The sequence below is a fragment of the Yersinia intermedia genome (genome assembly GCF_900635455.1).
Taxonomy (GTDB): Bacteria; Pseudomonadota; Gammaproteobacteria; order Enterobacterales; family Enterobacteriaceae; genus Yersinia; species Yersinia intermedia.
This window is the reverse complement of record NZ_LR134116.1, coordinates 1,279,768-1,293,238: the sequence shown is the minus strand read 5'-3', so window position 1 is coordinate 1,293,238 and position 13,471 is coordinate 1,279,768. Positions and strand designations below refer to the sequence as shown.

Here is a 13,471-nt window from a genome sequence, read left to right as displayed (position 1 = left end):
TCAACCTGCAGCTTCAAGTACGAAGGGTATATGAAAAAGATCGTGGTTTTGCTCTCCGGCCAGGGCAGTAATCTACAAGCGTTGATCGACGCCCAACAACAAGGGCGTATTTCAGGCACCATCAGTGCCGTATTCAGTAATAACCCTGATGCTTATGGGTTGGAACGTGCTGAATTGGCGGGTATTCCCCACCATGCAGTGGATGCCAAGTCCTATGCTGACCGCGCCAGTTTTGATTTGGCATTGGCGCAAGCCATTGACCACTATCAACCTGATTTACTGGTGTTAGCCGGTTATATGCGCATTCTCAGTGCGGAGTTTGTTCAGCACTATGCTGGCCGGATGTTAAATATCCATCCGTCACTGTTGCCGAAATACCCCGGTCTGCACACTCATCGTCAGGCACTGGAAAACGGTGATCAGGAGCATGGCACCTCGGTGCATTTCGTTACTGAAGAGCTGGACGGCGGCCCGGTTATTCTGCAAGCCAAAGTACCGATTTTTAGTGAGGATAGCGAAGAGGATGTGGTCGAAAGAGTACAAACTCAGGAGCACAGTATTTATCCGTTGGTGGTGAGTTGGTTTACCGATGGCCGTCTTGCTATGCGTGATAATGCAGCTTGGCTGGATGGTAAACGCTTACCTGCGCAAGGCTACGCGGCTGAATAAAACAAGTTAATAAATATTGATTAAAGGCGCGCCAGTTATGGTTAGCGCCTTTTTTAATTCCCCTGTGCTTACCTCTTGTGCTAATAGTATAATTTTTAAGGCAGCAACCGCTGTCGCCAATGAGGAATAAGCATGTCTACCACTAACAGCGTCAGGTTACGCCCACTAGAACGGGATGACTTGCCGTTTGTTCACCAGTTAGATAACAATGCCAGCGTGATGCGCTATTGGTTTGAAGAGCCTTACGAGGCCTTTGTTGAACTGTCTGATCTGTATGATAAACATATTCATGACCAGAGTGAGCGCCGCTTTATTATTGAAAGCCAGGGGACAAAAGTCGGTCTGGTTGAGTTAGTTGAAATTAACCATATTCACCGCCGTGCTGAGTTTCAGATAATTATCGACCCGGCTCATCAAGGTAAAGGTCATGCAGGTACCGCCGCAAGACTGGCGATGGAATATGGTTTTTCGGTACTGAATTTGTACAAACTTTATCTGATTGTTGATAAAGAAAATCAAAAAGCCATCCATATCTATACAAAATTAGGCTTTGAAATAGAGGGTGAATTAAAGCAAGAGTTCTTTATCAATGGTGAATACCGTACTGTAATTCGTATGTGCATTTTCCAGCCACAATATTTGGCTAAATATAAAACACCATCGATAAAGAGTGCTTAATCCTCTGGGGCCAGTTCAGTTGGCCCCAATATCAATTCAACATATTCAGATTGAATGATCGGTAACTTTTTCACTGGATAGCGCCCTATTAGGAACAGATAACAAACGACACAACCCACCACTAAGTTAAACACGATTTCACGCCAACAACGATAGTAATGAAAAATCTTCTTTTAGCACCCAAGCTATCACGTTTTGTTTAAATATATGGCTTGAGTTATCCGTGGATTCCCGGCACGCATGATAAGAATAGATAATACCAATCACGTCATCTTCGGTTAGCTCCCCATGGTGGCTGGCATAGGCTGAAATGAGTGCTTTCAAATAGAAGAAATCTATGGCTTGTAGATTAAATACCGTGACAGCCGCTTGATCATCCCCCATCGCCAATTGGTCATGATGAATGCGGAACATAAAATAATTGCGCCATACCGACGGATGTTTGGTAAAAAAGGGCAAGGCATATTGTTGCCATGCATTGTTTAGTTGTTGTTTATTGTGATTTTGCCCAACCAAATCATTAGTGGCGTAGCTCAGCAACGGTTGAGCATAAGCCGCCAGCGTATTTCGCCCCCGAATATCAGCCAGTTGTGCAATAAAATCAGCCAAATAATTTAATAGTTCATCACTGATAGCCGGAGCTATCTTCATCGCTGCCAGTTCATGGGCTGCTTGCCCTGCCGTCATAGTGGCGATAAGTTTAGTGCGCAGGTTGTCTATCTCAACCATTTTAATTTTATTCACGTCATCCCAGGCTTGATAGTTCTGTAAAAAACAATTTATCGCCCAAAGATTTTCTTCAATATTAGGTTGCTGACTGGCTGCAATTGCCGCGCAAGCGCGGTTAACCAACCGCTCTTCAATAACAATATCCGGCGCTTTGTAATAGTCATATTGGTTGATAGTAGAAAAACGCAACGTTAGCGCATCATCGGAAAATAGCACCTGCCGGGTTACCTCAGGGCAAGACAATGACATGCTTTTGATTTTCTGATTTTTATAAACATGCTCAACGCGGGGGAACGTTGCACAACTGTGACTCAACGCATGAGCACCGGCATGTTTGTGAATTTGACATAACCGTTGTTCATCAAGAAAGGGGCAATTCCCCTGACTATCAGGGTGAATATTGGCCCAAGAGGCAAGGCTGGCTTGAGTAACCGAAATCTGGTTAATGGCAATGCGTTTAATTTCTGCGTAAGGGCTTTTAATGTATTTTTGATAACGATTTCTATCAAGCGTGACATTTTGGCCTTTGCAGCAGTGTTCGCGACAGGCGGTGCCGACACAACTAAATGTTTCCATAAAATCAGGCTGAGTTATCAATAGCTCTTTCACTTAACGCTTCCATTCAATAGTCACCTAAATAACGAGCGGCACATGAAAGTGTAAACTTAAATCGCAATTGATAAATAAAGCGAACACCTTAGAAGCTGACTGTACTGACGCTAAATGCTCAACCGTAACGCCCGGTGATATAATCTTCCGTCCGGCGCTGGTGTGGCGACGTGAACAACGCATCGGTATCGTTATATTCCACCAGACTCCCCTGATGAATGAAGGCGGTATAATCCGAGACCCGCGCCGCCTGCTGCATATTATGGGTAACCAGCACTACGGTATATTGCTGTTTGAGTGTGGTTATCAACTCTTCGATGGTTAGAGTGGATATTGGGTCCAGAGCGGATGTTGGCTCATCGAGCAATAACACCTCAGGTTCAATAGCAATGGCTCTGGCGATGACCAGGCGCTGCTGTTGACCACTGGAGAGACGAAAGGCATTTTCCCGCAACCGATCCTTCACTTCATGCCACAATGCGGCAGCCCGCAATGAGCGCTCAACAGCATCATCAAGCACCCGACGGTCACGAATCCCCTGCAAACGCAGGCCATATACCACATTCTCATAAATTGATTTGGGGAATGGGTTGGGCCGCTGAAACACCATGCCAACCCGCCGACGCAATGCGGCAACGTCAGTGGTTTTATCGGTGATAATTTCACCACCGAGCCGGATTTCACCCTCAAAATGACAGCTATCCAGCAAATCATTCATGCGGTTAAAGCAGCGCAATAATGTAGATTTACCACAACCGGACGGACCAATCAGCGCGGTAACACGGTGTTTAGGCACATTAAATGAAATATCGTGCAATACCTGTTTATCGCCATAAAACAAATTGAGCTTTTCGACTGCCAGCGCCGTTTGTTCATCGGTCAATTGCTGCACATTAAGCAGCGGCAGTGAATCCGGCGTCAAAAGTCCCATATTTCGTCCTGTGGGTTAAAAAGTTCAGTCACAACAATAAACCTCGGTATTTTTCACGCAAATGATGGCGAATACCAATAGCGGCTAAATTAAGCCCGACCACAATGATCACCAGCAGCAGAGCTGTGGCAAAGACTAATGGGCGAGCCGCTTCCACATTCGGGCTTTGAAATGCCATATCGTATATCTGGAAGCTCAAATGCATGAACTTACGTTCTAAATGCAAAAACGGGAAGATACCATCGACCGGCAAGACTGGCGCTGATTTCACCACCCCCACCAGCATCAGCGGTGCGGTTTCCCCCGCAGCACGTGCCACCGCCAAGATAAGCCCGGTTATCATCGCTGGTGCCGCCATCGGCAACACAATATGCCACAATGTCTCGGCCTTAGTGGCTCCCAGCGCTTGCGAGCCTTGCCGCAAGCTGGCCGGAATGCGCGATAGCCCCTCCTCGGTGGCAACAATCACCACTGGCAACGTCAGCAACGCTAGCGTTAACGCCGCCCACAACACCCCTGGAGTACCGAATGTCGGGTTAGGAAGCGCCTCAGGATAAAATAGCTTATCCAGTGAACCCCCTATCAGATAGACAAAGAAACCGAGGCCAAATACGCCATAAACAATCGAGGGCACCCCGGCCAAATTCACCACGGAAATACGAATCATGCGGGTCAGCCAGTTTTTACCTGCATATTCATGTAAATACACCGCTGCAATTACCCCTAATGGCATGACCACGATGGACATGAGTATCACCATCAATACCGTGCCAAAAATAGCTGGGAACACACCGCCCTCGGTATTGGCATTGCGCGGATTATCGGTCAAGAACTTCTGGGTTTGTGCCGCCCAATGGCGTAGTTTCTGCCCAAAAGTCATGTCATTGGGGTACCAGGCGTGGTTAATCTGGCTAAGTGATAGTGGATGAATTTGCCCATTCATATCCCGCAATAACAACGTGTAACGGCTTTGCTCGGTTTGTAACCCGCGTAATGTATCCATCATGGTTTGATGGCTACGTTGCAATTCGCCCCACTCCGCCGCGATACGGTCCTGTGATTTACTGTCCAGGTCGCCATGCATTTGCAGCCGTTTTTTCTCTAGCCGCAACGCCTCAAACTGTTGATTAAGCATATTCATCTGGCGGAACTGAATATCCTTCGACTGCCTGACCAGACTTTGTATCACAGGAATACGTTTTAGCAGTTCCTGAGCCAAATCATTGCCCACTAAAGGTTGGCCGTTATCCAACATGCCGGCGAGGAAGCCGTATGCCGTGCCATTGTTCTGGCGATCCAGCACCAGCAGATCTTTAGGCAAAGTGCGTTGCTGGATATCACTGCCCAGCAGGCGGTGGAAATCCTGGCCCTGAATCTCGCGGTTACCGGTTTTAATCAAATAGCGGGTTACGGTTTCACCGGCCTGCGGTGGCAACATCACTCCGGCTTGTTCTAATTGCTGACGTGACAACGTCTGCTGTTGATAAATTTCGCCAATCATGTTGACCGGCCCTGCCGCTGTTTGCTTAAGCTCAAACAGATAGACCGGGGCTGGCCAGAAATATCGCATCCCTTGGCCTGCCAACAATAATATGATCCCAAGCAACGCCAGCAGGCTGATACTGACAGCACCGGCGGTCAGCCAGATCCACGGGGAACCGGATGCCAACCACTTTTTGCTCACGCCAGAGACTTTAGGTTCAATGTTCATCACGCCGTCCGCTCCATCTGATAGCGTTCACGCAATCGCAGACGAATCGCCTCTGCCAGTGTATTGACCAAAAATGTGAAGCAAAACAGTACCAGTGCAGTCAGGAATAGCACCCGATAGTGGCCGCTCCCGACGACTGCTTCCGGCATCTCGATAGCGATATTGGCCGCCATTGCCCGTAACCCCTGAAAAATGCTGCCATCAATAATGGGTGTATTGCCGGTCGCCATGAGTACAATCATGGTTTCCCCCACTGCGCGGCCAAAACCAATCATCAGTGCAGAGAAAATACCGGCATAAGCTGAGGGCAAGACGACCCGAGTTAACGTCTGCCACGGAGTCGCCCCCAGTGCCAATGAGCCTTGGCTGAGTGACGGCGGCACACTGAATAGTGCATCTTCTGCCAGCGAAAAGATGACCGGGATCAGCGCAAACCCCATAGCAATCCCCACCACCAGCGCATTACGTTGGGAGTAGTTGTCACCCAACCACTCATGTAATGGTACCCCTAGCGCCCATACCGATAGCTGTGGGCCCAACCACAAGGCGAACCAACCGGTCAACAGGATAACTGGCAGTAACACAATCATGTCCCAGCCTGCAGGCAGCCGCCACTGTAGCATTGGCGCCAAACGAGCACTCCCCCAGCCACACAGTAAAATGGTCAACGCCAACAGCGGCGGAAGTAGCAAGATCCCCGTCAGATAATGTTCAATCACCGGTGCCAACCAAATACCGGCAATCAAACCTATCACCACAGTTGGAAATGCGCCCATCATCTCAATGGCCGGTTTAACCACCCGCCGCAAACCTGCCGACATAAAGTAGGCAGTATAAATTGCTCCAGCCAAGGCCAATGGAATAGCAAACAACATGGCATAGGCGGCCGCCTTTAGTGTGCCGAAAATAATCGGTACCAGGCTGAATTTAGCCTGATAGCTCTCTTCAGCCGAGCTGGATTGCCAAACATAGGCTGGCTCAGGGTAATTTTCATACCACACCCGTTGCCACAGGCTACGCCAGCTAATATCTGGATAGCGGTTGTCCAATTGGTAAGCAGACCAACCGGCCGCATTCTCAAGCAGCAAGCTATCGCCCCAAGGGGAGAATGCGGCGTGGGTAACACCCTTGGCTAATTTATGTTGCAGTAAAGGCACTGACTGGATACTGGAGAAGAGTGATAGCTCGCCTTGTGGCGATAGTGAGGCAAATACCCGACGCCCATTCTCAGTGGTCAGTAAGCCCTTACCCGCCGGAGTGAAACTGCGTATGCGCGTCAAGTGAAATTGATTGTCTGGTGCTTTGCGCACATCAAACCATTGGCTTATTACACCGTTTGGCGATTGTACGAGTAACGACTTGCCCCCCGACAGTAAAGAGAGAGTCAATGGCCCATCGGACACATGCTGGTCATCCAGTAGCGACACAACCTCACGCAATTTTAATTCCGGGCCGAATTGATAGATAAACAACTGGTAACCGGATAACAGATAGATCAAACGCCCGTCTGGCGCTAATAACAGCTGATCGACTGTTTTCGGCACCCCCGTCAGTTCGGTGACCTGCTGCCCTTGGGCAGTAAACTCCCCTGCCAACAAGCGACCATCATCGGTAACGGCGGCAATGGTAAACTGCTGTGATTGCGGTTCAGCCAGCACCAAATGCTGTAAGCGGTGACCTTTCAAATCCATAAAACGCGGCGACTCACCCAGCGGAAATTGCCAGCGTGGCGGTGTAGCTGAAAAATCGGGTTGCAGTAGTATCAGGCGACCATTGCTCAGGCCAACGCCATACAACGGTTGCCCACCGGCGGCACGGCTGATTGAATCCGGTGGCGGCGACAATCGCTGTTCGCTTATCAGACTACCGGCGGGGGACGCCCCCTGCGCATTGAGCCGAATAAAATAACCATTGCCCTGATTATCAATGCGATAACCTACCCGCCCTTGAATATCAACGCCAAGCACTGCCGTCGGCGCACTACGAGTGACAGCGAACTGATTATGCAAACTGATGGAGGCCGGTTTAAACAATGGCAATACGGCATACAATAAATAAACGAAAATCAGCATAAGTGTCAGCAACACGAACAAGCCGCTACCCGTCACCGCCATGTGTACCAAACGATCAATGACAGCCCGGCGCTTATCTCTCCCTGATGGTGTTGCTCTGCCTGCTCGCTGCATACTCTTCGATTGCCCCATGCCCCGTTTACTATTATCAATCCAAGCGTATATCTATACAGCCAGATGACCGAGCATCTTATGTCACTTTTGTGGCGTTTGCATGACAATGTTTTCTACTCACCATCTTTCAAACCCGTCGCTGACTGACCTGTCTGTTCCATATCGCCTTTGCGCAGTTAAAGTCTGTTAGATAGCGGTTTAACAAACAAAGTTAACTAATGATATCTGTTGGACTTTCTTGTCAATCTTTCGCAATAATGATTGAGGACACTAAATACTCCCACAATAATCTTACTGGAGTTGCAATGGGTCAGGAAAAGCTCTACATCGAAAAAGAACTTAGCTGGTTATCTTTTAATGAGCGGGTATTGCAGGAAGCAGCGGATAAGAGCAATCCACTCATCGAGCGGATGCGATTTCTTGGTATTTACTCCAATAATTTGGATGAGTTCTATAAAGTTCGCTTTGCCGATCTGAAACGGCGCATTTTGATCAGCGAGGAGCAAGGCTCTGCCGTCACCTCCCGCCATCTGCTGAAAAAAATTCAGAGCAAAGTGGTAAAAGCCGATCAAGAGTTTGACGGGTTATATAATGATCTTTTGCTGGAGATGGCACGTAATCAGATCTTCCTGATTAATGAGCGGCAAATTTCCGAAAATCAGCAAGCCTGGCTAAAGCTCTATTTTAAACAGCATCTGCGCCAACATATTACGCCGATCCTGATTAACCATGACACCAATCTGGTACAGTTCCTAAAAGACGATTACACCTATCTGGCTGTGGAAATTATCCGGGGTCAGGAAATTGCTTATGCCCTGTTGGAAATCCCATCAGATAAAGTTCCGCGCTTTGTCAATTTGCCACCAGAAGCACCTCGCCGCCGCAAGCCAATGATATTACTTGATAATATATTGAGATATTGCCTCGATGAGATTTTCAAAGGCTTCTTTGATTACGACGCGCTAAACGCCTACTCGATGAAGATGACCCGTGATGCCGAATATGATTTGGTCACAGAAATGGAATCCAGCCTGCTGGAGCTAATGTCGTCGAGCCTGAAACAGCGCCTAACGGCAGAACCGGTGCGTTTTGTTTACCAGCGCGACATGCCCAATGAGATGGTGGAGTTACTGCGCAACAAGCTGGGTATCTCGAATGATGACTCGGTTATTGCAGGTGGTCGCTACCATAATTTCAAAGATTTTATCAGCTTCCCAAATGTGGGCAAAAGCAATCTGGTTAACCGGCCAATGCCACGTCTGCGCCACATCTGGTTTGATAAATTCCGCAACGGCTTTGACGCTATCCGTGAACAGGATGTCCTGCTGTACTACCCTTATCACACCTTTGAACACGTATTGGAATTACTGCGTCAAGCCTCATTCGATCCCAGCGTATTGGCGATTAAAATCAATATTTATCGGGTCGCCAAGGATTCGCGCATTATCGAATCCATGATCCATGCCGCCCATAACGGTAAGAAAGTCACGGTCGTGGTGGAGTTACAGGCGCGCTTTGATGAAGAAGCCAATATCCATTGGGCCAAAAGCCTGACAGCCGCCGGTGTACACGTTATTTTCTCAGCACCTGGTCTGAAGATCCACGCCAAATTATTCCTGATTTCCCGCCTTGAAGGTGAGGAGATCGTGCGCTATGCCCATATTGGTACTGGTAACTTTAACGAGAAAACCGCCCGAATCTATACCGACTACTCATTACTGACCGCTGATGCCCGTATTACCAATGAAGTGCGGCGGGTATTTAACTTTATCGAAAATCCTTATCGCCCAGTCAAGTTTGATAATCTGATGGTGTCACCGCAGAACTCACGCTTAATGTTGTATCAATTGATTGATCAGGAAATTATTCATGCTCAGGCTGGAGAAAGCGCCGGTATCACCCTGAAGATAAATAATTTAGTAGATAAAGGTCTGGTAGATAGGTTATATAGCGCCTCCAGTGCTGGGGTAAAAATCCGATTATTGGTCCGTGGCATGTGCTCGTTAATCCCTAATATACCGGGGATCAGCGATAATATTCAGGTTACCAGCATTGTTGACCGTTTCTTAGAACATGACCGGGTCTACGTTTTCGAGAATAAAGGCGACAAATTGGTGTATCTCTCTTCCGCTGACTGGATGACCCGTAACATTGATTACCGTATTGAAGTCGCGGTCTCATTGCTGGACCCGAAATTAAAACAACGGGTGCTAGATATTTTAGAGCTGTTATTCAACGACACGGTAAAAGCCCGTTATATTGATAAAGAACTGAGTAATCGTTATGTACCGCGTGGTAATAGGCGCAAAGTACGTGCACAGATTGCCATCTATGATTATTTAAAAGCGCTGGAACAACCAGACGCATCGAGCTAAAACTATGCCGCTATCCAACAGTTCATCGACCGCAAAGCCGCAGGAAATTGCAGCTATCGATTTGGGTTCTAACAGTTTCCATATGGTCATTGCCCGGGTTGTTAACGGCGCGCTACAGGTTTTAGGTCGCCTAAAGCAGCGCGTACACCTGGCTGATGGTTTGGACCACAATAACATGCTTAGCGAAGAAGCTATCGAACGGGGTTTAGCCTGTTTGGCGCTGTTTGCAGAACGCTTGCAGGGCTTCTCACCAGACAATGTGTGTATTGTGGGCACCCATGCGCTGCGACAAGCCGCTAACGCAGAGATTTTCCTTAAGCGGGCGGCAGCGGTTATTCCGTATCCAATAGAAATCATTTCCGGCCAGGAAGAGGCCCGTCTAATTTTTATGGGCGTCGAACACACTCAGCCAGAGAAAGGCCGTAAGCTGGTCATTGATATTGGTGGTGGTTCAACAGAGTTAGTTATTGGTGAAGATTTTGAGCCACTGTTGGTAGAGAGCCGCCGTATGGGGTGTGTGAGCTTTGCCCAGCAGTTCTTCCCACACGGTGAGATAAGTAAGACCAATTTCAAACGTGCCCGTCTTGCGGCGGCACAGAAACTGGAAAACCTGGCATGGCAATACCGCATTCAGGGGTGGCAATACGCGCTGGGGGCATCCGGTACCATTAAGGCCACCTATGAAGTATTGGTGGAAATGGGCGAAAAAGACGGTTTGATAACACCGGAGCGCCTCGAAATGCTGGTTGAGCAAGTTTTGCAATTCAAACACTTCTCAGCCCTGAGTCTGCCGGGATTATCAGAAGATCGTCAGTCGGTATTTTTACCCGGTCTGGCTATCTTGTGCGGTGTCTTTGATGCGTTAGCAGTCAAAGAGTTACGCTTATCCGATGGCGCGCTGCGTGAGGGCGTGCTGTATGAGATGGAAGGCCGTTTCCGCCATCAGGATATTCGTCAGCGCACGGCAAAAAGCCTGGCCGAGCACTACAATATTGACCGTGAACAAGCCCATCGAGTGCTGGAAACAACTGAACAACTTTATACTCAGTGGTTAGCGCAGAACACCAAGTTAGTGCAGCCGCAGCTTGAAGCGTTGTTGAAATGGGCGGCAATGTTACATGAAGTGGGTCTGAGTATTAATCACAGCGGGATGCACCGCCATTCTGCCTATATTCTGCAGAACACCAACTTGCCGGGCTTTAATCAGGAGCAACAACTGCTATTGGCAACGTTGGTTCGCTTGCATCGTAAAGGCATTAAGTTGGATGAATTACCGCGTTTGAATTTATTCAAGAAAAAGTATTACTTACCGTTAATTCAGTTATTACGTCTGAGTACATTACTGAATAATCAGCGTCAGTCGACTACCACGCCGGAGAGTCTGCGGTTGATAACTGACGATAGCCATTGGATATTACGTTTCCCCGCTGGCTATTTGGCACAAAATAATCTGGTGCAACTGGATTTTGAGCGTGAGCAGGCATATTGGGATGATGTCGTCGGTTGGAAGTTGATTATTGACGAAGAAGAGCCAGAAGTGGTGGATGTGGTTGCCGCCAACGAGTGATCAGAATGAGTCCCGAATCACTGACTCTCGTCAGTGATTCGGGTGACAAATCTGTTGGGAACAGATTTGAACGCTGCTTGCAGCGGCCTCAACGAGGCGAGGCCCATGGATGGGACGAGTAGTGAGAGCAGCTAACATTAATTGTGACAAACACTGCTGCAACGCCAAGAGCGAAGGGTAGGAAGGTAAATGATGAGAAGACGGCCAACAGCACAGCTAACAAAAATAATCCTACTGGTGAGCTTTCTCATTCTGTTTGGCCGTTTATTGTATGCGGCGATCGCGTCTATTTCCCATCACCAGGAGCGCAGGCAATCACAGCAGCTTGAACTCACGGTAGAGGGCGAACCACTGGGGCCACATGAGGACGATCTCAGCCCCTAGATGTTTTGTCGTTAATGTTTTAGTGCCTATCCCTACGACTTCAGGGGCAAAGGGTCGATTTCGAATTAAGGACACACTATGCCAGTGCCGATTATTCCTGTGCCAATTTCTGCCGTTATAAAGAATAAAACTAAAAATAATACGAAAAAACTGGCTGAAATACGCAACCGGATACTTTCTCTATTATTGAATAATAAGGCTTTGGTTGATGGCATTCTTGGCCGTCAGGAAGAGAAAGAAAAGCTCAGTGATGAACAACTGTCAGAGCAAACGTTAGAAATCAAAAGTCTGCTCAATGACCTGCATGCTGCGGACCTTGCGGACTTACTGGAGGCATTGCCTCATGATGAACGTTTGGCACTGTGGCGGTTAGTCAAAAACGAGAAACGCGGCCAAACGCTGGTTGAAGTCTCTGAAACGGTGTGGGATACACTGATTAAAGAGATGAGTGATAAAGACCTGTTAAAAGCCATGCGCACCTTGCATGTTGATGAACAGGCTTATTTAGCTGAATACCTGCCACGTAACTTAATGGGCCGCCTGCTCACCTCATTAGACCCGGACCAGCGCGCCCGAGTGCGGGAAGTTATCCAATATGGCCGCGATACTGTCGGTCAAATGATGGATTTCGAGCTAGTGACAGTACGTGCCGATATTACGCTGGCAACAGTGCAACGCTATTTGCGCTATCGGAAAAGCATCCCCGATGCCACGGATAAGATCTTTGTAGTTGACCGCAAGAATACCTTGCTTGGCGAGCTTCCACTGACGTCTATCCTGCTCAATGCGCCCGATGCTAAAGTATTTGAGGTGATGGATAGCAACCCGACCACGTTCCAACCCGAACAGAAAGCAGAAGATGCCGCCGGTGCTTTTGAACGTTATGACTTAATCAGTGCTGCGGTCATTGATGCCAAAGGCAAACTGATGGGTCGTTTGACCATCGAAGAGATTGTCGATGTGGTCAACGAAGAGAGCGATACCACCCTAAGACGCATGGGGGGCTTAAGCCCGGAAGAAGATGTGTTCTCCCCGGTAGGCCGTGCGGTGCGCACCCGTTGGTCATGGTTGGCAATCAACCTCTGTACGGCATTTGTTGCTTCACGCGTGATCGGCTTATTTGAGGATACCATCTCACAATTAGTGGCTCTGGCAGCGTTAATGCCGATTGTGGCGGGTATTGGCGGCAATACCGGTAATCAAACCATTACCATGATTGTGCGCGCGTTGGCATTACACCATATTCAACAGGGTAACGTGACCTTCCTAATGTTTAGAGAATTGGGCGTGGCGTTGATTAATGGTCTGGTCTGGGGCGGGATTATGGGGGTCGTGACCTATCTGCTTTATGGCGATCCAGCGATGGGTGGCGTGATGACATTAGCGATGATTCTGAACTTGCTGATGGCGGCACTCATGGGGGTTATTATCCCGATGACGATGGCCCGTATGGGGCGTGATCCTGCTATCGGATCGAGTGTGATGATCACTGCCATCACGGATACCGGTGGGTTTTTCATCTTTCTGGGACTGGCAACTATATTCTTGGTCTGACTATTGTGCTAATAAACAAATAATTAAGCACTGGGAAAGAGGAATAACACGCCACAGTGCTTAGCTATACTAAACTTT

Annotated in this window: 10 protein-coding genes; 6 read left to right on the top strand and 4 right to left on the bottom strand. The window is 48.3% G+C overall.

Annotated elements, in window-relative coordinates:
- The first annotated feature begins 30 nt into the window (after positions 1 to 30).
- Together purN and speG are read left to right on the top strand one after the other, a co-directional pair.
- Complete coding sequence (gene purN, locus EL015_RS05995) at positions 31 to 669, top strand: phosphoribosylglycinamide formyltransferase (RefSeq protein ID WP_005183963.1); 639 nt, start codon at positions 31 to 33, stop codon at positions 667 to 669.
- 132 nt (positions 670 to 801) lie between these two features.
- The gene (speG, locus tag EL015_RS05990; protein WP_005183966.1) at positions 802 to 1,347 is read left to right on the top strand and encodes a spermidine N1-acetyltransferase; all 546 of its coding nucleotides are present in this window, start codon (positions 802 to 804) and stop codon (positions 1,345 to 1,347) included.
- 138 nt (positions 1,348 to 1,485) lie between these two features.
- Here the strand turns inward: speG and fliB are convergent, their stop codons facing one another.
- The 4 genes from fliB to EL015_RS05970 all read right to left on the bottom strand — a co-directional run bounded on the left by fliB (position 1,486) and on the right by EL015_RS05970 (position 7,513).
- Complete coding sequence (gene fliB / locus EL015_RS05985; protein WP_005183967.1) at positions 1,486 to 2,685, bottom strand: flagellin lysine-N-methylase; 1,200 nt, start codon at positions 2,683 to 2,685, stop codon at positions 1,486 to 1,488.
- Between the two features lie 118 nt (positions 2,686 to 2,803).
- Positions 2,804 to 3,616 (bottom strand): phosphate ABC transporter ATP-binding protein PstB, encoded by an 813-nt coding sequence (pstB, locus tag EL015_RS05980; protein ID WP_005183969.1) that lies wholly within the window; start codon positions 3,614 to 3,616, stop codon positions 2,804 to 2,806.
- 28 nt (positions 3,617 to 3,644) lie between these two features.
- Positions 3,645 to 5,327, bottom strand: coding sequence for a phosphate ABC transporter permease PstA (gene pstA, locus EL015_RS05975; RefSeq protein WP_032905991.1), 1,683 nt, complete (start codon positions 5,325 to 5,327; stop codon positions 3,645 to 3,647).
- Positions 5,327 to 7,513, bottom strand: coding sequence for an ABC transporter permease subunit (locus EL015_RS05970; protein WP_005183971.1), 2,187 nt, complete (start codon positions 7,511 to 7,513; stop codon positions 5,327 to 5,329). Before EL015_RS05970 ends, pstA begins: the two co-directional genes overlap by 1 nt.
- Positions 7,514 to 7,818: 305 nt before the next feature.
- Between EL015_RS05970 and ppk1 the strand changes: the two genes are divergently transcribed.
- The 4 genes from ppk1 to mgtE all read left to right on the top strand — a co-directional run bounded on the left by ppk1 (position 7,819) and on the right by mgtE (position 13,393).
- Positions 7,819 to 9,888, top strand: coding sequence for a polyphosphate kinase 1 (gene ppk1 / locus EL015_RS05965; protein WP_005183973.1), 2,070 nt, complete (start codon positions 7,819 to 7,821; stop codon positions 9,886 to 9,888).
- A 4-nt stretch (positions 9,889 to 9,892) separates the two neighbouring features.
- Positions 9,893 to 11,455, top strand: a complete 1,563-nt coding sequence (gene ppx, locus EL015_RS05960; protein ID WP_005183975.1) for an exopolyphosphatase — start codon at positions 9,893 to 9,895, stop codon at positions 11,453 to 11,455.
- A gap of 192 nt (positions 11,456 to 11,647) precedes the next feature.
- Complete coding sequence (locus tag EL015_RS05955; RefSeq protein WP_032906020.1) at positions 11,648 to 11,839, top strand: YfgG family protein; 192 nt, start codon at positions 11,648 to 11,650, stop codon at positions 11,837 to 11,839.
- A 78-nt stretch (positions 11,840 to 11,917) separates the two neighbouring features.
- Positions 11,918 to 13,393 (top strand): magnesium transporter, encoded by a 1,476-nt coding sequence (mgtE, locus tag EL015_RS05950; protein ID WP_005183980.1) that lies wholly within the window; start codon positions 11,918 to 11,920, stop codon positions 13,391 to 13,393.
- Positions 13,394 to 13,471 lie beyond the last annotated feature (78 nt).

Bases quoted from the DNA above. Each gene is read 5' to 3' on its own strand.
- purN (WP_005183963.1), top strand. From the start codon at position 31: ATGAAAAAGATCGTGGTTTTGCTCTCCGGCCAGGGCAGTAATCTACAA.
- speG (WP_005183966.1), top strand. From the start codon at position 802: ATGTCTACCACTAACAGCGTCAGGTTACGCCCACTAGAACGGGATGAC.
- pstB (WP_005183969.1), bottom strand. From the start codon at position 3,616: ATGGGACTTTTGACGCCGGATTCACTGCCGCTGCTTAATGTGCAGCAA.
- pstA (WP_032905991.1), bottom strand. From the start codon at position 5,327: ATGAACATTGAACCTAAAGTCTCTGGCGTGAGCAAAAAGTGGTTGGCA.
- EL015_RS05970 (WP_005183971.1), bottom strand. From the start codon at position 7,513: ATGCAGCGAGCAGGCAGAGCAACACCATCAGGGAGAGATAAGCGCCGG.
- ppk1 (WP_005183973.1), top strand. From the start codon at position 7,819: ATGGGTCAGGAAAAGCTCTACATCGAAAAAGAACTTAGCTGGTTATCT.
- ppx (WP_005183975.1), top strand. From the start codon at position 9,893: ATGCCGCTATCCAACAGTTCATCGACCGCAAAGCCGCAGGAAATTGCA.
- EL015_RS05955 (WP_032906020.1), top strand. From the start codon at position 11,648: ATGAGAAGACGGCCAACAGCACAGCTAACAAAAATAATCCTACTGGTG.
- mgtE (WP_005183980.1), top strand. From the start codon at position 11,918: ATGCCAGTGCCGATTATTCCTGTGCCAATTTCTGCCGTTATAAAGAAT.